Here is a 23,214-nt window from a genome sequence, read left to right as displayed (position 1 = left end):
CCGGCGAGCGCCGCTTCCGCTGCGCTCAAGCAGACCTTGTAGGCATGCATCGACTGCAATGCCGCACGAAATGCCCAGCGTCGCAGTTCTAGACCATGGCCGCAGGGGTGGCGGCGACGAGACCGCCGTCGATGAGCAGGTCTTGGCCGTTGATATAGGACGCCTCGTCGGAGGCGAGAAAGGCGACCGCGGCGGCGACATCCTCCGAGGTGCCGATGCGTCCTGCGGCCACCGTGCCGACGGCGGCGGCCTGCACTTGCGGTGATGCTTCCGCATAGAACGCGGGTGTCCCGGTGTAACCCGGGCTCACCGAGTTGACCCGGATTCGCCTAGGTGCCAGTTCGGCCGCCAGCGTGCGGGCCAGGTTGTGCACCGCCGCCTTGGTCGCCGAATAGAGTGCTGCGCCGGGCCCACCGCGATGCAGTGCGAATGATGCGTTGATCACGATCACGCCGCCATCGGCCAACAGCGGGAGGGTCTGCTGGATAGTGAAGAACGCGGCCTTGAAGTTGATATCGACCACCCGGTAGAACTCGGCCTCGGTGACATCGCCGATCGCCTGGAACCCGCCGACGCCCGCATTGGCGAAAACCACGTCGAGACGTCCGTAGCGGTCCTGGATCGCAGCCGTCAACGCGTCCAGATCGGCGAGATTCGCTGCGTCACCGGGGATGCCGAGGACACGATCGCCGCCGTTCAGCTCTTCGACCGCGGCGTCCAGACGGGACTTGTCACGCCCGGTGATGACAACCCGCCCACCCTCGTCGAGCAACCTGCGTGCGGTGGCCGAACCCATACCGCTGGTTCCGCCGGTGATAAGTGCGATCTTGTCGTCGAATCGGGGATTGCTCGCCATGGCGCGACCTCTCATACAGTTGGATAGTTCAAGAACATATGAACAGTTCGACTGTATGTCAACAATCGAGCTATTCTGGTCGGTGTGATGACGGCACATCCCGAGCGGGACCGGATCGAGTTGGCGAACGTGTTCGCCGCACTGGGAAATCCATTGCGCCTGCGGATCGTTCGCGTGCTCGCGGATGGGGCCGAGCACACCTGCGGTTCGATCGTGGACGGTGTGCCCAAATCCAATCTGACGCACCACTATCGAGTGCTGCGCGATGCGGGGATCATCTGGCAGCGTGCGTCCGGCCGAGAAACCTTGCAGTCGTTGCGCCGTGACGATCTCGACGCCCGTTTCCCGGGTTTGCTGGATTCGGTGATCGATGCGGCCCGCCGGGAGCACTCGCACGCGACCCGAATTTGATCACGGTTTGGCAGCATGGCGCGCGCGAAAGTCGTGGTTACCGTACCCAAGTCGGGTTATGCCGTACTGTGCCCGCGTGCCGCCATCCGCCCTCCGCGATCGCAAGCGAGAACGTACCCGCCGTGCCCTCCTCGAGGCAGCCGTCGAGCTTTTCGAGAACAGAGGCTATGAGGAGACCACGGTGGCCGATATCGCCGCCGCTGCCGAGGTCGGTACTCGGACCTTCTTCAACTACTTTGCGAGCAAGGAAGAATTGCTCTTCCCGGAACAGGACGAGCGGGTGCGCGCCGCGGTGGCTGCCATCGCGAGTCGTCGCCCCGGCGAGCGGCCCGTGGAAGTGCTGCTGCGCGCCTTGCGAGCGGCGGGCGACAATCCGGGCGAACACCTCGTCGATGATCTGAATGCGCGCATTGCCGCACTGCGCGCGCAGGTTTCGCGCACCGTGCCCGCGGTGAGCGGGCGGGCCGCGCATGCGCAATTGGTCGCGCAACGCGAGATCGCGCGACAGTTGCATATGGCATTTCCCGCCGAATTGGACGATGTCGGCGCCGCCGCATTGGTCGGTGCCGTGGTCGGCGCGGTTTCCGGTGCGTTGACGGTGCTGTTCCAGAGTCCGGTGGCCGGAGTGGACGGCGAGCGGTTGCACCGCCAGATCCACGAAACGACCTCACGGGTGCTGCAGCCCTGGCTCGCCTCGAATGCCAAGATGCACGCTGGACCCGTGCACTGATCGCCTCAGCCGAATTGCTGCCAGCCCAAACGGATCACCATGCCGATGACGACGACCAGCAGTACGACGCGCACGAACTCCGCGCCCTTGCGTAATGCCATGTGCGAGCCGATGATCGCGCCCGCCACATTGCCGACCGCCATGGCCGCGCCCAGCGCGAACATGATGTGGCCGGTGACACCGAAGTAGATCAGCGCACCGAAATTGGATCCGCAGTTGATCACCTTCGCCATCGCGGCCGCGCGCACGAATTCGGTACCGAGCAGGGTGGCGAAGGTAATGATCAGGAAGGTGCCCGTGCCGGGGCCGAGTAGTCCGTCGTAGAAGCCGATCAATCCGGCGGCCAGGGCGATCACGAGCACGAACTTGCGCCGAGTCGGTGGGTGCGTGGCCAGGGTGATGCCGATCGACGGGCGCAGCGTGACGAAGATGGCGACGCCGACCAGCACGACCATCACGATCGGGATGAACAGGTCCCGATCGATGAGGGACACCGCCGCCGCACCGGTCGCCGCGGTGACCGCCGCGATCGCCGCCGCGGGCAGCAGCGTGCGCCACTGCATGGGAACTTTGCGCGCGAACGTCATGACCGACGCGCTGGTGCCCGCGACCGCGGCGAGCTTATTGGTGCCGAGCGCGGTCTGTGGCGCGATGCCCGGTGCGACGAGGAACAGTGTCGGCAGGATGATCAATCCGCCACCGCCGACTACCGCGTCCACCCAGCCCGCGGCGGTCGCGGCGATTAGTAAGGCCGCCCAGTCTGCAAAATCCACCCGGCCAGCCAACCAGATGGTTGGATCGGGCCCGCTCCCACCTAGGCTGATATTCGTGCGCCGGTTCAGTCTGTGGCTTCGCGGCAAGCCCCTCATCTCGGATTCGATGCTGGCCGCCGTCCTGATGCTGCTCGAGATTCTCGGGGTCAGCAATTCCGACAGCAAACTGGCATACCTGGGAATCGGTGTGCTGTTGCCGGTGCCGGTCGCATTTCGGCGGCTGTATCCACGGGCGATGGCGGCCGCGATGCTCGGACTCTCGATCGCCTCGACGCTGGTGAGCTACGCGTCCGAGGACAAGGCCGACCATATCGCGCTGTTCGGGCTCGGCATCATGCTCTACACACTGGTCGCGTATGTCGGTCGCAAGGAAGGAGTTTGGTACGCACTCGGCCTTGTCGCCGACTGCACCAGCTCATTTCTGTTGCTGCACAAGCCAGCCGGTTCGGATCTGATCTTCACCGCGATGTTCTATGCGCTGTGCTGGACGCTGGCCGAGTTCATCGGCGCGCGCCACGCCTACGACCAAGAGGTGGCGGCGCGGCTCGCGGTCGCCGACTACGACCGGGAACGCCGTGCGCACGATGCCGTCTCCGCCGAGCGCACCCGCATCGCCCGCGAACTACACGACGTCGTCGCCCACGCGGTGAGCGTGATCATCGTGCAGGCCGACGGCGCGAAGTACGCGCTGCGCCGCGATCCGGACGTGGCCGAGCGGGCATTGACCACGATCGCGAGCACCGGTCGCGAGGCCTTACGGGAATTGCGCCGAACCGTGGCGCTACTGCGCATCGAGCACGCCCCGGATCAGTTGCCGCAGCACGGAACCGCGGGTCTGGCGAAGGTGGTCGAGATGATGCGCGATACCGGACTCGCGGTGGAACTCGAAATGACGGGGGAACTCGACGATATCGCCCCCGAGGTGAGTCTCGGCATGCACCGCATCGTGACGGAATCGCTGACCAACACGCTCCGGCATGCGGGTTCGCACCCGAAGGCGTGGGTGCGGGTGCAGCGGCGGGAAGCCGATGTGGTCATCGAAGTCACCGATACCGGGGGAGTTCCGGTGCAGGAGCAGGCGGCGAGCCCGATCGTCGGCGGCGGTATGGGACTGGTCGGCATGCGCGAACGCATCGCCGTACTCGGCGGCACACTCGAAGCGGGTCGCACCTCCGATGGCACGTGGCGGGTATACGCGACCATCCCACTGGTGCGCGGCAACGAAAGCGGTTAGCCGCAGGCTTCTTTCGAAGCCGCGCGCACGGTGCGAAAAACACGCTGGACGGGGCCGATAGATTGGGGGCGTGCCGATTACCGTTCTCGTTGTCGATGATCAGGAGCTCATGCGCATGGGTTTGAAGATGGTGCTCGGTGCGCACCCGGACATCGAGGTGATCGGCGAGGCCGAGAACGGGGCCGCCGCGATATCCCGTGCCAAGGAGTTGCGGCCGGATGTGGTGCTGATGGATGTGCGGATGCCGGTCGTCGACGGAGTATCCGCCACACAACGCATCGTCGAGGCCGGTGACGGCTGCAAGGTGCTGGTGATGACGACCTTCGACCTCGACGAACATGCGTTGGGCGCGCTGCGAGCGGGTGCGAGCGGGTTCCTGTTGAAGGACACACCGCCCGAGGATCTGGTCTCGGCGATCCGGAGTGTGGCGGGCGGTGATGCGGTGGTGTCGCCGAAGGTGACCAAGCGACTGCTGGACCGGCTCATCGCCGACGACCCGGGTGGTATGCGGGATCCGGCGGTACTCGAGGTGCTGACCGCCCGTGAGCGTGAGGTGCTCGAGCAGATCGCGGCGGGGCGGTCCAATGCCGAGATCGCCGAGCAGCTGTACCTGTCCGAGGCCACCGTCAAGACGCATGTCGGGCGGGTGCTGACGAAACTCGGTCTGCGCGACCGGGTTCAAGCGGTCGTGCTGGCCTACGAGACCGGGTTGGTGCGACCCGGCGGGTGAGATCTCAGCGAGCTATCAGGGTGGGTCGGGAGAAAAATCGGACCGTGCGACGTTGAAGCGGGTAGATCGTCCGAAAGGATCGCCATGCCCGTCGTACTGTTCGTGCTCTACGTCATCGTCGAGATCGCCGCGCTGATCGGCGTCGGCCAGCTCATCGGTGTGATGCCGACCATCCTGCTGCTCATCGCCGGGTCCGCGGCGGGCATGCTGCTCATCGGTTCCCAAGGTCGTCGCGTCTTCGAACAATTCCGGCGCGCCGGACGCGGGGAGATCAACCCGGGCACCGCGGTCGCGGACGGCGCGCTCGTCGCCACGGGCGGGTTCCTGATGTTCATCCCGGGCCTGGTCACCTCGTTCTTCGGGCTGCTCCTGCTGCTGCCGCCGACCCGCTTCCTGGTCCGTCCGCTGGTTGCCGCGGTCGCCGCGCGCCGCTTCAGCCGTCTGGCCGCGGCGATGCCGTATCGCGGCGTGATCATCGACGGTGACGATGTGGTCGACGGCGCGGTTGTCAGCGAGTGGTACGACGACCCTCGCCCCTCGACTCGCCCGGCTCTTCCGTAGCGACTGCTTGGCAGGTCGTTCGAAAGTGTCGGCCGGCTGATCGGGTTCACGCCTGGCCTCTTACATAAACCGTGCCAACTATCACCCTCGTGCCCATTTCGTGAGACGGATCAAAGGACTAGGGTGGCCGGATGGCGACCGAAGAGCTCACCGTCACGGTGAGTGAGGAGCTGGCAGCGGCGGTGCGGCAGGCCGCGGCGGCTGCGGGACAGTCGATTTCCGGATTCACGGCTGCGGCACTGCGGCTGGAACTGATCGCGGTGGAGGCGGGTATGCGAGCCGCACCCGGCGGCGCGCCGCCGAAATACGCGGAGGTCATGGCGGTGCTCGCACAACCCGCGGACGTTTCGCCGCCGACCATTTAGAGGGACCGGCAAGCAGTCGCTACGGAGCAGAGGCTGTCCGACTCGGCGGACTGAAACACCCATACGGCAGACTGGTCTCTCGTGAGTACCCAGTTGCTGATCGGCGGTCGTTTCTACAGTTCGAGTTCACCCGACGCGACGGCAATGGCCGTGACCGACGGCACTGTGGTGTGGCTGGGCGCCGAGCAACCGGGACGCGCGCTGCATCCGGATGCGGAGATCATCGACCTCGACGGCGCTTTCGTTGCACCGGCATTCGTCGATCCGCACGTGCACGTCACGGCGCTGGGCTTGAAACTGACCGGCCTCGATCTGTCGGTGGCGCGTTCACTCGAACACTGCCTGGAACTGCTGCGCGCATTCGCGGCGTCGCATCCCGACGGTGCGATTCTCGGCGACGGCTGGGACGAGACCGGATGGCCGGAAGGTCGACCGCCGACGATCGAGGAGATCGACGCGGTGGTGCAGCCGGGGCGGCAGGTCTATCTGTCGCGGGTGGACGCGCATTCGGCGGTGGTGTCGTCGGTGTTGTTGACTGCGGCAGTCACCGCCGCGGCGGGTTTCACCCGCGGTGCGCCACTGCGCGCCGACGCGCACCATCTGGTGCGCACCGCAGTTCTCTCGGGATTGGATCGCGCACAACGGGATCGGGCGCGCAAGGCAGCACTGGATACGGCGGCCGCGCACGGTGTCGTGGCGGTACACGAATGCGGGGGACCGGAGATCGCCGGGCGCACCGATATTCGTGAGTTATTGGACTTCGAGCACGGTGTGGAAGTCCGAGCCTATTGGGGTGAGGCGGTGCGCACCGCGGATGAGGCGCGGGCGCTGGTCGCCGAACTCGGGGTGCATGCGCTCGGCGGCGATCTGTTCGTGGACGGTTCGATCGGCTCGCACAGCGCTCGGTTGCGCGCGCCCTATGCCGATGACGCCGGAACCGGTCTGGGCTACCTCGACGCCGACACAATCGCCACGCATGTGCGCGCCTGCACCGAGGCGGGCATTCAGGCCGGATTCCATGTCATCGGCGATGCCGCGATGGACGCTGTCGTCGCCGGATTCGGGCAGGTGGTCGACGAACTCGGCGGCCCGGCCGTCGCGTCCCGCGCGCACCGCGTCGAGCATGCGGAGATGGTCGATGCCGATCAGATCGCGAAACTGGCCGCCTGGGGCGTAATCGCCAGTGTCCAACCGGGTTTCGACGCGACCTGGGGCGGCCCGGACGGCATGTACGCCACCCGCCTCGGCTCCGAACGCGCCGCCACCCTGAATCCCTTCGCGGCCATGGCCGCGGCGGGCATCGCCCTCGCCATCGGCTCGGACGCACCGGTTACCGCACTCGATCCCTGGTCGGCGGTCCGCGCCGCGGTCAACCACCGCACCCCCGGCCACGGTCTCTCACCTCGTGCCGCCTTTGCCGCTGCCACCCGGGGGGCCTGGCGCGCGGGCGGTATCCGCGACGGCGTCGCGGGCACCTTGGTCCCGGGAGCTCCCGCCTCCTACGCGATCTGGGACGCCGCCGACCTCGTCGTCGCAGCAGCCGCCGACACCGTCCAGCGCTGGTCCACCGATCCGCGCTCCCGAGTCCCCGGCCTACCCCCGCTCGACGCCGACGCATCCCTGCCCACCTGCCTGCGCACCGTTCACCGCGGAGTCACCATCCATGAGGCCTGAAACACCCGGCACGGCTCTGCGCCGCGTGGCGGTCGCACTCGGTCGGTATTCGGTGCTGGGTCGGTCGGTCGCGGCGGTGATGTCGGGGCTGTTGATTTTCGGGAGTTTTCCGCCGAGGCCGTTCTGGTTTCTTGCGCCTATCGGGATCGTGGTGCTGACGCTGACCATACGCGGCGCCGCGCGGATGCGTGGGGGGTTCGGGTACGGGTTCCTGGCGGGGCTGGCGTTCTTCGTGCCGCTGTTGCCGTGGACCGGAATCTATGTGGGGCCGGTGCCGTGGCTCGCGTTGTCGACGGTGTGCTCCTTATATATAGGACTATTCGGGCTATTGGCGCGATTGTTGTTCTCGCTGCCGGGATGGCCGGTGTGGGTGGCGTTGACGTGGACGGCCACCGAGTGGCTGCGATCGAGCTTTCCGTTCGGCGGATTTCCGTGGGGGCGTTTGGCGTTCGGTCAGGCCGACGGGTGGTACCTCTCGCTGGCCATGGTCGGGGGCGCGCCGCTCATCGGATTCGCGGTGGCGCTCACCGGAACCGCGGCGGCGGCAGTGCTGGTGTACGTGTGGACTCGCGTGACGGTCGTGCCGACCGACGATCAGTCGCCCGCCGAGTCGGGTCATACCACCACGACTCGCATCGGAATTATCGCCGCGGCGGTCACTTTGGTTACCATCCCGGTCACCGGAGCGATCCTCCGGACCGCGCTGCCCGGCCCGGAGGAGGGCGACCGGACGATCACGGTCGCCGCCATCCAGGGCAGCGTGCCGCGGCTCGGGCTGGACTTCAATGCCCAGCGACGCGCTGTACTCGACAACCATGTCCGGCGCACCGAGGAATTGGCTCGAGCAGTCGCGCATGGGCAGGCGCGCAAGCCGGACGTGGTGATCTGGCCGGAGAACTCATCGGATATCGACCCGCTGCGCAATGCCGACGCGGCCGCGGAGATCACCGAGGCGTCCGAGCAGATCGGCGCGCCGATACTCGTCGGCGCGGTACTGGTGAACGGCGATCGGACGACGACGAACTCGGTCATCGTCTGGAACGGTGCGGCAGGTCCGGGGGAGCGGCACGACAAGAAGATCATCCAGCCGTTCGGTGAATACCTGCCGATGCGCAGCTTCTTCCGCCTGTTCTCCGAGTACGCCGACCGCGCCGGATTCTTCGTCCCGGGCCACGGCGACGGCACCGTCCACGCGGACCCTTTCGAGCGACCTACGGGCAGTCGCAACGGCGACGGCATCGATATCGGCGTCGCGACCTGCTACGAGGTCGCCTTCGACCGCGCCTTCCGCGATTCCATGCACGCGGGCGCGCAATTGCTGACCGTGCCTACCAATAACGCCACCTTCGGCGACAGCGAGATGACCTATCAGCAGCTGGCCATGTCCCGGGTCCGCGCCGTCGAACACGGCCGCGCCCTCGTGGTCGCCGCCACCTCCGGTGTCAGCGCCATCATCACCGCGGACGGCACAGTCCAGCAGCAGACACCCAAGTTCGTACCCGCCGCGCTGGTCGCCGAACTGCCGTTGCGGAGCGACACGACACTCGCGACCCGATTCGGCGCCGAAGCGGAACTTCTCTCGGTTATTCTGTCCGCTGCTGCCGTCGTGGTGGCAGTTATCCGGCGGCGAAAGACCCGCGGTAGGTACGCGAACAACCAGGCCACCATGGACCAGCCGGTCGGCTGAGCTCGCGAGATCGGTTGAGCGCGATGAGTAGGGCTTTTCCCTAACCAAACAATCGGTATGTTTCGGGGCTGCGAAACCATCTCCAGGTCTGTCCCGAGCGTTAGCGTGCAGTTCGCCAGCTTGCGATAAGAGCTGGCGTAGGTCGTCGTTTTCCGGTGTTTATGCCGCTCAAACCGCAAATTTGGAGAGTTTGCGGGAATGTAGCTTGTGAAAGTGCCTTGCTGCCAACGTCGTTCGAAGTGAAACAAATCCGCAACGCTGGCCATCCGTTGCATTCGATGCTCCGAATCTATGGGCGTGGATCACGTCCTACGGCTGGCGCGTGCGCGCCTGCGGTGGCGGTGCTCGGGGAGTTGTGCATCAACAGCGGCAGAAGGAGTGATTGATGAAGTCATTGGCCACGGATCGCGTCGACCAATGCTCTTCCGGTGAATTCTCGGCACAACCATTCGCACTGTCGCCGGCGCAAACAGCCCTCTGGTACGCCCAACGTATCCGCCCGGATGTCCCGCTGACCATTGCGCAGTATGTCGAGATCCACGGAGACCTGGACGTCGGACGCCTGCTGTACTCGATCGAACGTTTCGGTGTAGAAACGCAGGTCGGACATGTGCGTCTGATCGAGATCGACGGCGTCCCGCATCAGGTGATCGACCACACCCGCCGCCCCGGCTGGGGCCGGATCGATCTGCGTGACGAGCCTGATCCGCATGCTGCCGCGCTGCGCTGGATGAACGAGCACGCCAGTTCGCCGATCGACTTCGAGCGGGATCCACTCACTACGAACATCGTGTTGCGGACCGGCGAATCCGACTACATCTGGTATGCACGCGGCCATCACATCGTGATCGACGGCTACGGCGCGATGAACGCACTCACCCGCACCGCAGAGATCTATACGGCGGTGGAGAACCGCACCGAACCGGAGGCATCCCGAGCCACACCGCTGGCCAAAATCTATGCGGACGAATCCACATACCGCGACTCCAGCCGGTTCCGCAACGATCGCGACTATTGGCTCGAGCAATTAGCGGGCGCGGGTGGACCGATGACTCTGTCCAACGTGAACGGCCTCACCGCCGCCCCCGACGCGGGGCGGCGGCGTGCTTGCGCGGTCCTCGACGAACGCGCCGAGGGCGCCATGAACGCGGCCACGGCCGAACTCGAGACCCACAGCTCGACCATGTTCGTCGCCGCACTGGCCGCCTACGTGCGCTCGGTGACCGGCAATCCCGACGTGGTGCTGAGTCTGCCGGTATCGGCGCGGACCACGGTCGCGCTTCGCCGCTCCGCCGGCGTGGTCTCGAATGTGGTGCCGATTCGGGTGCGCTTCGATGCCGATACCACCGTTCGCGATGTGGTGCGCGCCGCCGAATTGCAGATCACCGGAGCGTTGCGGCACCAGCGTTACCGGCACGACGACATCCGCCGCGATTGCGGCTACTCCCGCGATGCGCGCGGGTTCTTCGGCCCGATGGTCAACATCATGCTGTTCCACGACGAGCTGAAGTTCGGCAGTCTGCTCGGCTCGCTGCATGTGCTGGCCACCGGCCCGGTCGAGGACCTGTCCATCAATCTGTACAACGGCGAGGGCGGTCGCATCCATATCGACTTCGAGGCCAATCCGCGGCTCTACGCGGAGTTCGAGGTCACGGCGCACCACGGCCGGTTCCTGGACTTCCTGACCCGATTCCTCGCCGCCGATCCCGATACGCACGCCGAGAGTCTCATCGCCATTACCGATGACGAGCGCGAGCGCGTGCTGCACACATGGAACGCGACCGAGACCGCGCCGCAACAGGGGACCCTGTCCGGCCTGTTCGCCGACCGCGTGATGATCTGCCCGGATGCGGTCGCGCTCGAATTCGGTGACGAGACACTGACTTACCGCGAACTCGATGAGCGTGCCAACCAATTGGCCCGACTGCTGATCGCGCGCGGCGCGGGCCCCGAGCAGGTGGTGGGCCTGTACCTGCGGCGCAGCATCGAACTCGTCGTGGGCATGTACGCGATCGTCAAGGCAGGCGCGGCCTACCTGCCGCTGGATTCGGATCATCCGGTCGAGCGGATCGAGCAGATCCTCGAACAGGCCGATCCGGTCTGTGTATTGACCACGGCCCGAGACGAACTCCCGCTGCCTGCGGGCGCGGACACGGTCGCGATCGATACCGTCGACCTCACGGATTTCGACGCCCACCCGATCACCGACACCGACCGTCGCTCCCCGCTGCGTGCCGATCATCTCGCCTACGTGATCTTCACCTCGGGATCGACCGGAAAACCCAAGGGCGTCGGTGTAACTCACGCCGCGATCGTCAACCGGCTGCGCTGGATGCAGCACGAATATCCGCTGGACGGCACCGACGCGGTACTGCAGAAGACCCCGGACACCTTCGACGTTTCGGTCTGGGAATTCTTCTGGCCCTTGCAGATCGGCGCGCGACTCGTCGTCGCGACGCCCGACGGACATCGCGATCCCGGCTACCTGGCCCGGACGATCGCCGAAAAGTCCATCACCGTAGCCCATTTCGTGCCGTCCATGCTTTCGGTGTTCGTCACCGATACCGATGTGCGCGGCTGCACCACGCTGCGCCGGGTGTTCTGCAGCGGTGAAGCGTTGCCCGCGGCCACCGTCCGTGATTTCCATGCCGCCCTGCACGGGCCGGAACTGCACAATCTGTACGGGCCGACCGAAGCTGCCGTCGATGTCACCTACTGGCCGTGCCCGGCCGACCCGGATAGCGTGCCGATCGGCTCACCGGTGTGGAATACCCAGACCTACGTCCTGGACGCGCGCCTGCGGCCGGTGCCGCCGGGGGTCGTCGGCGAGCTGTATCTCGCTGGTGTCCAACTGGCGCGCGGTTATCTCGGCCAATCTCGGTTGACCGCTGATCGTTTCGTGGCCAACCCGTTCACCCCGGGCGCCCGGATGTACCGCACCGGCGATCTGGCGCGCTGGCAGGGTGATCCGGATCTCGGTGGCCACCAAGGGAATTCGGGTCGGGGTGTCCTCGAATACCTGGGTCGCAGCGACTTCCAGGTGAAGATCCGCGGTCTGCGCATAGAACTCGGCGAGATCGAGGCGGCACTGCTTGCCGACGAACGGGTCGCCCGCGCGGTCTGTGTCGCCCACCACGGCCGTGCCGGCGACGAACTCGTCGCCTATGTCGTTGCTACCCCGGCCTTTTCGGACCACTTGGACAGCGCCGCGCTGCTGAATGCCTTGCGTCGCACGTTGCCCAGCTACATGGTGCCTTCGGTGCTGATGGTGCTCGGCGAACTACCGTTGAGCGCGAACGGCAAGATCGACCGCAAGGCGCTGCCAGAACCCATCGCTGCCCGCCCGTCCGGCCATCTCACCGCCGAGCCCCGCACCGAGGTGGAGCGGGTCCTCGCCGGCATCTTCAGTGAAGTTCTCGGCATCGACGGCATCGGTGTCGAGGACGGCTTTTTCGATCTCGGCGGCAATTCGCTGATCGCCGCCCGCGCGGTCGCGCGGATCAATGCCGCCCTCGGTACCGGGCTCACTATCCGCGACCTGTTCGAGGCATCGACCATCGCCGCGTTGATCGAGCGCTTCGCCGCCCACAACCCGGACGCGTCCTCCCCGAAGCTGGTACCGGCCGAACGGCCGCAACGGATTCCACTGTCGCTGGCTCAGCAGCGGCTGTGGATCCTCAATCGCTTCGCCGAACATGCCGCCGCCTACAACATGCCGCTTGCCGTCCAGATCGATGGACCCCTCGATCTGGCGGCGCTGCGTGCCGGACTCGTCGATGTGATCGAACGGCACGAATCCCTGCGCACCACCTTCCCGGATGCGCCGGAAGGTCCGTACCAGCTCGTGCATCCGGCCACCGATATCCCGCTCACCCTGGACCCGATCGACGCGACCGGCGCCGATGTGCAGGAACTCGCCGAGGAGTTCGCCGGATACGGTTTCGATCTGCGCAGTCAGGCCCCGATCCGGGTGGCCCTGTGGACCACCGGACCGGATCGGCACGTATTCCTCGTCGTGCTGCACCACATCTGCGGCGACGGTTGGTCGATCGCACCGCTCGCCAGGGATTTGATGGCAGCGGTAGCCATGCGTGCGAAGGGCATCGCACCGCAATGGAACCCGCTGCCGGTGCAGTACGCCGATTTCGCCCTGTGGCAGCGCGAACTGCTCGGCGACGAAGCCGATCCGGCGAGTGCGCTGAGCCGTCAACTCGCCTACTGGCGCGCGGCTCTCACCGGTCTGCCGGATCAGCTCGACCTGCCGCTGGATCGTCCGCGCCCGCTGCGTCGCTCGACCGACGGCGGGCGGGTGGAGTTCACCATCGCACCCGAGATCCGCCGCGCCGCAGGCGAACTCGCGGCCAGCGGGGGTGTCAGCATGTTCATGGTGCTGCACGCCGTACTGGCCACCCTGCTCGCGCGGCTGTGCGCGAGCACCGATATCGCGATCGGGACCCCGATCGCGGGCCGCTCGGATCCGGCGCTCGACGATCTGGTCGGCATGTTCGTCAACACACTGGTGTTGCGGACCGAGGTCGATCCGGCCGCCGGATTCGACCAGATGCTCGATGTGGTCCGCGAAACCGATCTCAATGCCTTCGCCAATGCGGATGTTCCGTTCGAGCGGCTGGTCGAACTCGTCAATCCCGAGCGTTCCGCCGCCAGGCATCCGCTGTTCCAGGTGATGCTGTCCTATGACCGCGCACCGGATCTGAGCATCGATCTGCCCGGTGTGCAGGCGCAGGTGCTGCCGATCGCCGCCGATATCGCCAAATTCGATCTGCAGCTGGAACTGCACGACGGTATCGCCGATGGCCCGCTGCACGCCGAATTCGGCTATGCCACCGATATTTTCGACAAGCGCACGGTCGAATCGTTCGCTCGCCGGTTCATCGCGGTGCTCAGTGCCGTCGTCGCCGAGCCGAACCGGCCGGTCGGCGATCTGGAGATCCTGGACCGGCGCGAGGCCGCGAAGCTCGCGCCGATTGCCGGTGCTCCGGGCGAGCCCTCGATCACCTTGGCGCAGCTGTTCACCGACATCGCCGAGCGGCTGCCGGACGCGGCCGCCGTGCGCTACGAGGGCGTCGACACCAGCTACCGCGAACTCGACGAGATGTCGAACCGCCTGGCGCGCACGCTTATCGAACACGGCGCCGGACCCGAGGTCGTAGTGGCGATCGCCTTGCCGCGCAGCCTCGATTCCATCGCGGCCATCTGGGCCGTGGCGAAAACCGGTGCGGCATATGTGCCGATCGATCCGAGCTACCCGGCCGAGCGGATCGGGCATATGATCGCCGACTCCGGCGCCATGCTCGGGCTGACCGTGCCGGAATCCCTGGCCACCATGCCCGCCTGGCCTGCCGCAGGCGGTAAGCACCGCAAGCACTATGTCGATTGGCTGGTACTCGGTTCCGACGAACTGGCCACCGAATCCGCCCGCTACTCAACCGATCCCGTCACCGATGCGGACCGTCACTACCCGCTGCGCACCGGACATCCGGCCTACCTGATCTACACCTCGGGTTCCACTGGAAAGCCCAAGGCCGTGATCGTCACCCACGCCGGTATCGCATCGCTGGCACAGGAGCAGATGTATCTGTTCGGTGTCACGGATTCGGCACGCACGCTGCACTTCTCCTCGCCGAGCTTCGACGCCTCGGTGCTGGAGATCCTGCTCGGGTTCGCGGCGGGCGCCACCATCGTCGTCGCACCCGCGGGCATGTACGGCGGTGTGGAACTCGCCGATCTGCTGCGCACGGAGCGGGTCACCCATGCCTTCATCACGCCGGCCGCGCTGGCCACCGTGCCGGAGGAGGGTCTCGACGAGCTCGAGGCCGTCATCGTCGGCGGTGAGGCGTGCTCGGAGGAACTGGTCGAACGGTGGTCGGCCGGGCACCGCATCCACAATATGTACGGACCTTCCGAGGCGACCGTCGCCGCCACCGCCAGTGGTCCGATGCAGGCGGGCCGTCCGGTGCCGCTCGGCATGCCGGTGCGCGGCATGCGCTTGTTCGTGCTGGACGGTCGACTGCATCCGGTGCCACCGGGCACCCCGGGCGAGCTCTACCTGTCCGGTCCGGGGCTGGCCCGCGGCTACCTGGGCCGATACGGCCTTACCGCACAGGGCTTCCCGGCGAACCCGCACGGTAGGCGCGGTGAAAGGATGTACCGTACCGGCGATCTCGTGGTCTCGGATCCGACCGGACAGCTGCGCTTCCTCGGCCGTGCCGACGACCAGATCAAGATCCGCGGCTTCCGCATCGAACTGCGCGAAATCGACCATGTGCTGCGTGCCCATCCAGGTGTGAGCGCCGCGCTCACCGTCGTGCACACCGACGAACACGGCCAGACCCGCCTGGTCGCCTATGTGACCGCGGACGAACCGATCGAGGCCGCCGCTATCGCCGAGACCGCGCGTCAGCGGCTGCCGGGCTACATGGTGCCTGCCTCGATTACCGTACTCGACGAGATGCCGGTCACCCAGGCCGGCAAGCTGGACCGAAAGGCCCTGCCCGCACCGGTTTTCGCGGCCGCGGGTACCTCGCGTGCGCCGAGCACGCTGCTGGAGCAGCGCGTCGCCGCCGCGTTCGGTGAAATCCTCGGCCACCCGATGACGGGCGCGGAGGACAGCTTCTTCGAGGTGGGCGGCAACTCGCTGCTCGCCACCCGCCTCGCCGCCGCACTGCACGCGGAATTCGGCGTCGACCTGCCGGTGCGGCTGATCTTCGAGGCACCGACGGTGGCCGGTATCGCGGAACGGATAACGGAAGCGCCCCGGACGCAACGGGCGGCGCTGGCTGTGCATGCCCCACGTCCGGGACGCATTCCATTGTCGCTGCCCCAGCAGCGACTGTGGTTCCTCAATCGATTTTCACCCGAATCGAGCGCCTATAACATCGCATTCGTCATTCGGATCGACGGCGATCTGGATGCGGCGGCACTGCGGGCGGCGCTGACCGATCTGGTCGAGCGGCACGAGGTGCTGCGCACGGTCTTCCCGCAGGACAAGCTCGGCGCCCAGCAGTCGGTGCTGCCGACCGCCAAGGCCATGCCGGTGGTCGAGCCGGTGGCGACCGACGAGAGCGCCGCCGAGCAGACACTGCGGGCCATGGCCCGCACCGGATTCGATCTCACCAAGGACATCCCGCTGCGGATCACCCTGCTGCGCACCGAACCTCGGCGTCATCTGCTCGGCATCGTGGTACACCACATCGCCGCCGACGGTTGGTCGCTCGGCCCGCTGACCCGGGATCTGGCCGCCGCCTATACGGCAAGGCGCGAGGGTGGCGCACCGAATTGGACGCCACTTCCGGTGCAGTACGCCGATTTCGGGCTGTGGCAGCGCGCCTACCTCGGTGACGAGGCAGATCCGGACAGCCTCGCGGGCGAGCAACTCGCGTACTGGCGCACCGCACTGGCGGATCTGCCGGACGAACTGCCGCTGCCCTACGATCGGCTGCGGCCGGCCACACCGACACAGGAGGCGGGTTCGGTGCGCTTCACCGTGCCCGAGCCGGTGCAGCGGGCGCTGGCCGAACTCGCGCGAGAGCAGGGCGTCAGCATGTTCATGGTGCTGCGCTCGGCCCTCGCGGTCATGCTGCGGTTCATTACGGGCGGTCGGGACATCGTGATCGGCACGCCGGTCGCGGGGCGCACCGATACCAAGCTCGACGAGCTGGTCGGCATGTTCGTCAACACGTTGGTGCTGCGCTCGGACGTCGACCCGGACATTCCGTTCGCGACGCTGCTGCGCGCGGATCGGGACAACGGGCTGGCTGCCATGGCGCATGCGGACATTCCGTTCGAGCGCATCGTCAAGGAGTTGGGGCGCGATGCGCGCGGCCTCAGTCGTCATCCGCTGTTCCAGGTGGCGCTGACGGTGCAGGACGGGCCGGTTCCCGCACTCGAACTGCCCGACCTCGCGCTGCGTGCCGAGGAACTGGATATCGCGCTGGCCAAATTCGAGCTGGAGCTGCGGGTCGATGTCGGCGCACGCGACGCCGGACCGCGCGGGTCGCAGCGTGGCTTCGAATTCGTCTACGCCGCAGAGCTTTTCGATGCATCGACCGTCAGGACGATGGCCGATCGCTTCCTGGCGGTGTTGGCGGCGATTACCGCCGCGCCGCAGGCGCTGGTCCGCGATATCGACGTACGCACCGAATTCGAGCGACGCCAGCTCACCCCGGCCACCGGCGGTGCGACCACGCCGCAGTGCACGCTGGCCGCGTACTTCACCGCCACCGCGCATATGCATCCGCAGCGCACGGCAATTCGCGCGAGCGGCACCTCGCTGACCTACACCGAGGTCGACGGGCACTCGAATCGGTTGGCACGCGCACTGATCGAGCGCGGGCTCGGCCCGGGGGACCGAGTGGCACTCGGCCTGACCCGCTCGGTCGACTCGGTTATCGCCATGCTCGCGGTCGCCAAGTCCGGCGCCGCATTCGTGCCGGTGGATCCGAACTATCCGGCCGATCGCGTGCGGCACATGCTGGTCGACTCCGGGTGCAAGGTGGGTGTCACGCTGTCCGAGCACGCCGATCGGCTGCCCGCGACCGCGGGCACCGACTGGCTACTGCTCGATGCTCCCGAATTCATCGAGGAACTGGACGAATTCGACGACTGCCTGGTCGACGACTACGAGCGCCATCGTCCTGTCGAGATCACCGATCTGGCCTATGTGATCTACACCTCGGGCTCGACCGGCAAGCCCAAGGGCGTGGCCGTCACGCACAGCGGTCTGTCGAACTTCGGCGACGAGGTCCGCGAGCGGATGCGGATCGACAAGGATTCGCACACGCTGCACTTCTCCTCCCCGAGCTTCGACGCGGCCATTTTCGATCTGCTGCTCGCGATCGGATCCGGTGCGACCATGGTGATCGTCCCGCCGGATATCTACGGCGGCGACGAACTCGCGGCGCTCATCGAGCGCGAACGCGTCACCCACACGTTCATCACCCCGGCCGCGCTGGCCACCATTGATCGGGAACGGTGGTCATTGCCGAGCCTGCGTGCGGTGATGGTAGGTGGCGAGGCCTTCGGCCCCGAATTGGTGGCCCGCTGGGCGCCGGGACGGCAGATGTTCAACGGATACGGGCCGACCGAAACCACGGTCGTCATCACGATCTCCGAGCCGATGGCGATCGGCGAACCGATCACCATCGGCACCCCGGTGCGCGGTGCGCGGGCGCTGGTGCTCGACGAGCGGCTGCGTCCGGTGCCGGTCGGTGTGCCCGGCGACCTGTACCTCGGCGGATTCGGTGTCACACGTGGGTATCTCGACCGGTTCGAGCTCACCGCGACGCGATTCGTCGCCGACCCCTTCGGACCACCGGGGTCGCGGGTGTACCGCAGCGGTGACGTGGTGCGCTGGAATGCCGCGGGCGAGATCGTCTACCTCGGTCGCAGCGACCATCAGGTGAAGGTGCGCGGCTTCCGCATCGAACTCAACGAGATCAGCAATGCGCTCGCCGCACATGAACACGTGCGGTTCGCACACACCGAGGTGCGCCATATCGCGGGTGCGGATCGGATCGTCTCGTTCATCCAGCCCGTCGAGGACACCACACCGGATGTCGAGGCGGTGCGCGCCCGTGTCGCCGAACAGCTTCCCGCACATATGGTTCCGGTGAGTATCACGGTGCTGGACGGGATTCCGCTGACCCCGACCGGCAAGTTGGACGTCGCCGCATTGCCGGAACCGCAGCTGACGGTGCGCACGGCGCAGCGCGCACCCGCGACCGATGCCGAGCGGCTGGTGGCCGAGGTGATGGGTGAGTTGGTCGGTGTCGAGGGCGTGAGCGCCGACGACAGCTTCTTCGATATCGGCGGAAATTCGCTGCTGGCAACCCAACTCGTGGCCCGGCTGGCCGCGGCGACCAGTACCCGGCTCGAGGTGCGCACCGTCTTCACCATGCCGACGGTCGCCGAACTCGCGACGCTGCTCGATTCCGGATCCGGTGCCGACGCCCGGCCGGAGCTGGTGCGCCGCGATCGGCCGGAGCGGATTCCGTTGTCGGCGGCGCAGTATCGACTGTGGTTCCTGAACCGGTTCAACCAGATCGGCGACAGCGCGGGTCATGCCACCGGGGCCTACAACATCCCCGTGGTGCTGCGGTTGCGCGGTGAGCTGGATGTCGATGCGCTGGTGCGGGCATTGCATGCGGTGCAGCGGCGGCACGAGACGCTGCGGACGGTGTTCCCGGAGATCGATGGGGTACCCGCGCAGCAGATTCTCGACCCGGCCGACGCGGCCGTCGCGCTGTTCGCCGCGACGCTGCCGCTCTCGGAAATCCCCGGTGCCGTACAGGATTTCGCGACTCCGGGATTCGATCTCGCGTCGACGGTGCCGATACGCGCCGCGCTCATCACGATCGGCCCGGACGGATCCATCGAAACGACACCGGGGGAGACGACCGAGCACGTTCTGGTGCTGGTCGTCCACCACATTGCGATGGACGGTTGGTCGCTGGCTCCGCTGGCCGCCGATGTGGCCGCCGCCTACGCGGCCGCATGCGAGGAAAAGACGCCGGACTGGCCGGAAGCGGAGATCCAGTACGCGGATTACACGCTCTGGCAGCAGGACACGCTCGGCACCGAGGACGATCCCGATTCGGTGGTGCACCGCCAGCTCGACTACTGGCGGCACACCCTGGACGGAATTCCGGAGCTGCTGAACCTGCCCACGGACCGGCCGCGCCCGCCCGCGCCGACCTATCGCGGCGGCATCGTCGAATGCCGGATCGACGCATTGACCCATCGGGAACTGCGGACGATCGCCACCAGCAATAACGTCAGTATGTTCATGTTGCTGCACGCCGCCCTTGCGGTACTGCTGCACCGGATGACCGCGACCGACGACATCACCGTCGGCACGCCGATCGCCGGTCGCGGCGGCCACCCCGAGCTGGATCGGATGGTCGGCATGTTCGTCAACACGTTGGTGCTGCGCACCCGGATCGATCCGGACGCCAGGTTCACCGACCTGCTGCACGCCGTGCGCGATATCGATCTGGATGCGTTCGCGCATGCGGACCTGCCGTTCGAGCGGCTCGTCGAGGTGCTGAATCCGTCCCGGTCGCAGGCACATCACCCGATGTTCCAGGTCATGCTCTCGGTGCAGAACCACCCGGTGCGGGTTCTCGATCTGCCCGGGCTGCGCATCGAGTCCGAGGATGTCGACACCGGGATCGCGAAGTTCGATCTGCAGTTCACACTGACCGAATCACACACCAGTACAAGGGAACCCGGCGGCATCAACCTGTCGGTCAACTACGCGAGCGATCTGTTCGACGAGCAGACCGCACAGCGGCTCGGCAGGCGACTGGTCCGGCTGCTCGCCGGCGTTGCCGCGAATCCGACCACCGCCGTCGGCGATCTGGAGCTGCTCGATCCCGCCGAATGGTCCGGGCTGGCTCCGGTGCGCGGGGCGGAAGCGGACCGGCCCGTCACCTTCCCCGAGGTGTTCGAGACCGCGGCGAATGTCGACCGCAGGGCCATCGCGCTGCGTTCGGGCGACACCCAGGTGAGCTACGACGCGCTCGACCGGTGGACGAACCGGCTGGCACGAGTGCTCATCGAACGTGGTGTCGGCCCGGAAACGCTGGTGGCGCTGGGGATTCCGCGCTCGGTCGAATCGGTGGCGACGATGCTCGCGGTGGCCAAGGCGGGTGCGGCATTCGTGCCGGTCGACCCGCTGTATCCGGCGCAGCGGATCTCTCATATGCTCACCGATTCCGATGCGGCACTGGGTATCACGCTGGCCGCGCACCGCGACCAGATGCCGGGCGATGCCGAGTGGATCGTGCTCGACGATGCCGAATTCCGTGGGCGGGTGCTGGATACGTCTGACGCGCCGATCAGGGTGGGCGAGCGGACCAGTGTGCTGCGGGTGGACAATCCGGCATACGTCATCTACACCTCCGGCTCGACCGGCACGCCGAAGGGCGTCGTGGTCACCCACGGTGGCCTGTCGAACTTCGCCGCGGAGACCGCGGAGCGGTTCGAGGTGCACCCCGGTTGCCGGGTTCTGCATTTCGCGACACCGAGCTTCGACGCCGCCATGCTCGACCTGCTGCTCGCACTGGGCGGTGCGGCGACGCTGGTGATCACGCCACCTGGTGTGGTCGGCGGGGCCGAACTGGGCAGGGTGTTCATCGACGAGGGGATCACGCACGCATTCATCACCACCTCGGCACTGGGCACGGTCGATCCGACCGGCGTCACCGAACTGGCGCATGTGCTGGTGGGTGGCGAGGCGCTGCCGCCGGAGCTGGCCGCGCGCTGGGCACCCGGACGCAATCTGTACAACGCGTACGGGCCGACCGAGACCACCATTGTCACGGTGATCTCCCAGCCCATGACCCCGGGCGGGCCGATCACGATCGGCGGGCCGATCCGCGGCGTCAACGCGACCATCCTCGATGGGCGGCTGCATCCCGCGCCGGTCGGGGTGACCGGTGAGCTGTATTTGGCGGGTAGTGCGCTGGCACGGGGCTATATGAACCGGCCGGGGCTGACCGCGCAGCGGTTCATCGCGAATCCCTACGGCAAGCCGGGTGAAAGGATGTATCGCACCGGCGATCTCGTGCGCTGGTTCGGGCACGACTCCGACTCGGCCCGCGAAATCGAATACCTCGGCCGCACCGACCATCAGGTGAAGATCCGCGGCTTCCGCATCGAACTCGGCGAGATCGACGCCGCGCTCGCGCGGCACGACGCGGTCGAGTTCTCGACGACCATCGGTTATCGGACCCCCGCCGGTGCGACGGCATTGGTGTCGTATGTGAAGCCGTGCGATGGAATTACGCCGAAGACGGCCGAGCTCACCGAACATCTCGCGGCGCGGGTGCCGAATTACATGGTGCCCCAATCGATCATGCTGATCGACGAGGTTCCGCTGAGCCCGGTCGGCAAGCTCGACCGAAATGCGTTGCCGGAACCGGTTTTCAGCGCGAGCGAAGGCTATCGGGCGCCGACTACCCCGACCGAGGTGCAGCTGTGCGCCGCCTTCGCGACGGTGCTCGGTATCGACACGGTGGGTGTCGAAGACGGATTCTTCGAACTCGGCGGCAACTCACTGCTGGCCACGAAGGTCGTGGCTGAGCTGCGCGCCAACGGGATCGATCTCCCGGTGCAGCTGATGTTCGGCGACTCCACCCCGGCTGCCATCGCGGCCCGGCTGGACGGGGCCGGTCACCCCGGCGCGGCCATTGCCGCGACGCTGGCGCCGGTACTGCCGATCCGGGCTCGCACCGCCGCGAGCCGGGCCCCGCTGTTCTGCATCCATCCCGCGATCGGACTGTCCTGGTGCTACTCGGGACTGCTCGCGCATCTGGCTGCGGATCGCCCGGTGTACGGATTGCAGGCACCACATGTCGCGGGCGAGGACGGGTTCGATTCGATCGGCGAGGCCGCGGAAAACTATGTGGCGCACATCAAGTCGATCCAGCCCGAAGGGCCATACCATCTGCTCGGCTGGTCGTTGGGCGGCCTCATCGCGCACGAGGTGGCGGTCCAGTTGCAGGAGGCGGGCGAGCAGGTCGCGCTGCTGTCGATGATGGACAGCTACCAGCTCACCGACGAATGGCTCGAGCATGCGATCCCCACGGTGGCCGAGATCATCGGCGAATTCGGCAATGACGCCGATGACGTCGAACTCGACCCGCGCATGACCCTGCGCGACGCCGCCGAACTGCTGAGCTCGCGTCCCGGCCCGTTCGCCGCCCTGACCGTCGAACACCTGGAGCGCCTCTACGCGGGCTACACCAATGGCACGGTCCTGGCCCACGGCTTCCGCCCCAGGGCCTTCGACGGTGATCTGCTCTTCTTCACCGCGGCCGATGACGAGATCAATCGCACCGACCCGACCCGCTGCGCCGCGGCGTGGGCGCCCTTCGTCACCGGCACCATTCACAACCACGACTTGCCCTGCAAACACTCGGCCATGGCGACACCGGAATCACTCGCCGTCATCGGTCCGGTGCTCAACGAGCACCTGGAAGACGCACCGGGGCAGGAGGCACGGTCGTGAAAGAGCGTTTCGAACAATCCATCGACACAGCACCCGCACGCATCGACGAAACCTGGTGTTACCGAGGCGGATTCGCGCGAGATATCGCCGACGACCGCGCGGGCCGGGACGCCGGTGCCGAGGGGCGGAACAGGAGCGAGTCGTGAACGAATACGGTGAAT

12 protein-coding genes are annotated in these 23,214 nt (G+C 66.8%); 10 read left to right on the top strand and 2 right to left on the bottom strand.

What is annotated here, in order from left to right:
* Positions 1-88: 88 nt before the first annotated feature.
* A complete protein-coding gene (locus ON44_RS17645; protein WP_040691431.1) occupies positions 89-856 on the bottom strand; it encodes a glucose 1-dehydrogenase in 768 nt (255 codons plus the stop codon).
* A gap of 87 nt (positions 857-943) precedes the next feature.
* On the opposite strand from ON44_RS17645, the gene ON44_RS17640 reads away from it, so the two are divergent.
* Together ON44_RS17640 and ON44_RS17635 are read left to right on the top strand one after the other, a co-directional pair.
* A complete protein-coding gene (locus tag ON44_RS17640) occupies positions 944-1,267 on the top strand; it encodes an ArsR/SmtB family transcription factor (protein WP_218007596.1) in 324 nt (107 codons plus the stop codon).
* A 76-nt stretch (positions 1,268-1,343) separates the two neighbouring features.
* A complete protein-coding gene (locus ON44_RS17635) occupies positions 1,344-1,997 on the top strand; it encodes a TetR/AcrR family transcriptional regulator (protein WP_083897950.1) in 654 nt (217 codons plus the stop codon).
* A gap of 5 nt (positions 1,998-2,002) precedes the next feature.
* On the opposite strand, the gene ON44_RS17630 is transcribed toward ON44_RS17635, so the two are convergent.
* Entirely contained in the window at positions 2,003-2,770 is a 768-nt protein-coding gene (locus ON44_RS17630; RefSeq protein ID WP_040691389.1) for a TSUP family transporter, read from the bottom strand.
* Between the two features lie 55 nt (positions 2,771-2,825).
* Here ON44_RS17630 and ON44_RS17625 point away from each other — a divergent pair, with 55 nt between their 5' ends.
* The 8 genes from ON44_RS17625 to ON44_RS50280 all read left to right on the top strand — a co-directional run bounded on the left by ON44_RS17625 (position 2,826) and on the right by ON44_RS50280 (position 23,199).
* On the top strand, positions 2,826-4,004 hold the full coding sequence (locus ON44_RS17625; protein WP_040691388.1) for a sensor histidine kinase: 1,179 nt from the start codon (positions 2,826-2,828) through the stop codon (positions 4,002-4,004).
* Between the two features lie 70 nt (positions 4,005-4,074).
* Complete coding sequence (locus ON44_RS17620; RefSeq protein ID WP_040691387.1) at positions 4,075-4,734, top strand: response regulator; 660 nt, start codon at positions 4,075-4,077, stop codon at positions 4,732-4,734.
* Between the two features lie 84 nt (positions 4,735-4,818).
* The gene (locus ON44_RS17615) at positions 4,819-5,295 is read left to right on the top strand and encodes an FxsA family protein (protein WP_040691384.1); all 477 of its coding nucleotides are present in this window, start codon (positions 4,819-4,821) and stop codon (positions 5,293-5,295) included.
* A 131-nt stretch (positions 5,296-5,426) separates the two neighbouring features.
* Entirely contained in the window at positions 5,427-5,660 is a 234-nt protein-coding gene (locus ON44_RS17610; protein ID WP_040691383.1) for a ribbon-helix-helix protein, CopG family, read from the top strand.
* Positions 5,661-5,741: 81 nt separating this feature from the next.
* Positions 5,742-7,334: an amidohydrolase gene (locus tag ON44_RS17605; RefSeq protein WP_040691381.1), complete on the top strand. Its 1,593-nt coding sequence runs from the start codon at positions 5,742-5,744 to the stop codon at positions 7,332-7,334.
* A complete protein-coding gene (gene lnt / locus ON44_RS17600) occupies positions 7,324-9,021 on the top strand; it encodes an apolipoprotein N-acyltransferase (protein WP_083897947.1) in 1,698 nt (565 codons plus the stop codon). The genes ON44_RS17605 and lnt overlap by 11 nt, the downstream gene beginning before the upstream one ends.
* 385 nt (positions 9,022-9,406) lie before the next feature.
* Positions 9,407-23,053, top strand: a complete 13,647-nt coding sequence (locus tag ON44_RS17595; protein ID WP_040691379.1) for a non-ribosomal peptide synthetase — start codon at positions 9,407-9,409, stop codon at positions 23,051-23,053.
* A complete protein-coding gene (locus ON44_RS50280) occupies positions 23,050-23,199 on the top strand; it encodes a hypothetical protein (protein ID WP_157187204.1) in 150 nt (49 codons plus the stop codon). The genes ON44_RS17595 and ON44_RS50280 overlap by 4 nt, the downstream gene beginning before the upstream one ends.
* Positions 23,200-23,214: the final 15 nt, after the last annotated feature.

Source organism: Nocardia vinacea NBRC 16497 (assembly GCF_000308835.1).
Lineage (GTDB): Bacteria > Actinomycetota > Actinomycetes > Mycobacteriales > Mycobacteriaceae > Nocardia > Nocardia vinacea.
This window is presented reverse-complemented; position numbering and strand designations above follow the sequence as displayed.

Coding starts and splice junctions, on each gene's coding strand:
- ON44_RS17645 (WP_040691431.1), bottom strand. CDS start 856: ATGGCGAGCAATCCCCGATTCGACGACAAGATCGCACTTATCACCGGC.
- ON44_RS17640 (WP_218007596.1), top strand. CDS start 944: ATGACGGCACATCCCGAGCGGGACCGGATCGAGTTGGCGAACGTGTTC.
- ON44_RS17615 (WP_040691384.1), top strand. CDS start 4,819: ATGCCCGTCGTACTGTTCGTGCTCTACGTCATCGTCGAGATCGCCGCG.
- ON44_RS17610 (WP_040691383.1), top strand. CDS start 5,427: ATGGCGACCGAAGAGCTCACCGTCACGGTGAGTGAGGAGCTGGCAGCG.
- lnt (WP_083897947.1), top strand. CDS start 7,324: ATGAGGCCTGAAACACCCGGCACGGCTCTGCGCCGCGTGGCGGTCGCA.
- ON44_RS17595 (WP_040691379.1), top strand. CDS start 9,407: ATGAAGTCATTGGCCACGGATCGCGTCGACCAATGCTCTTCCGGTGAA.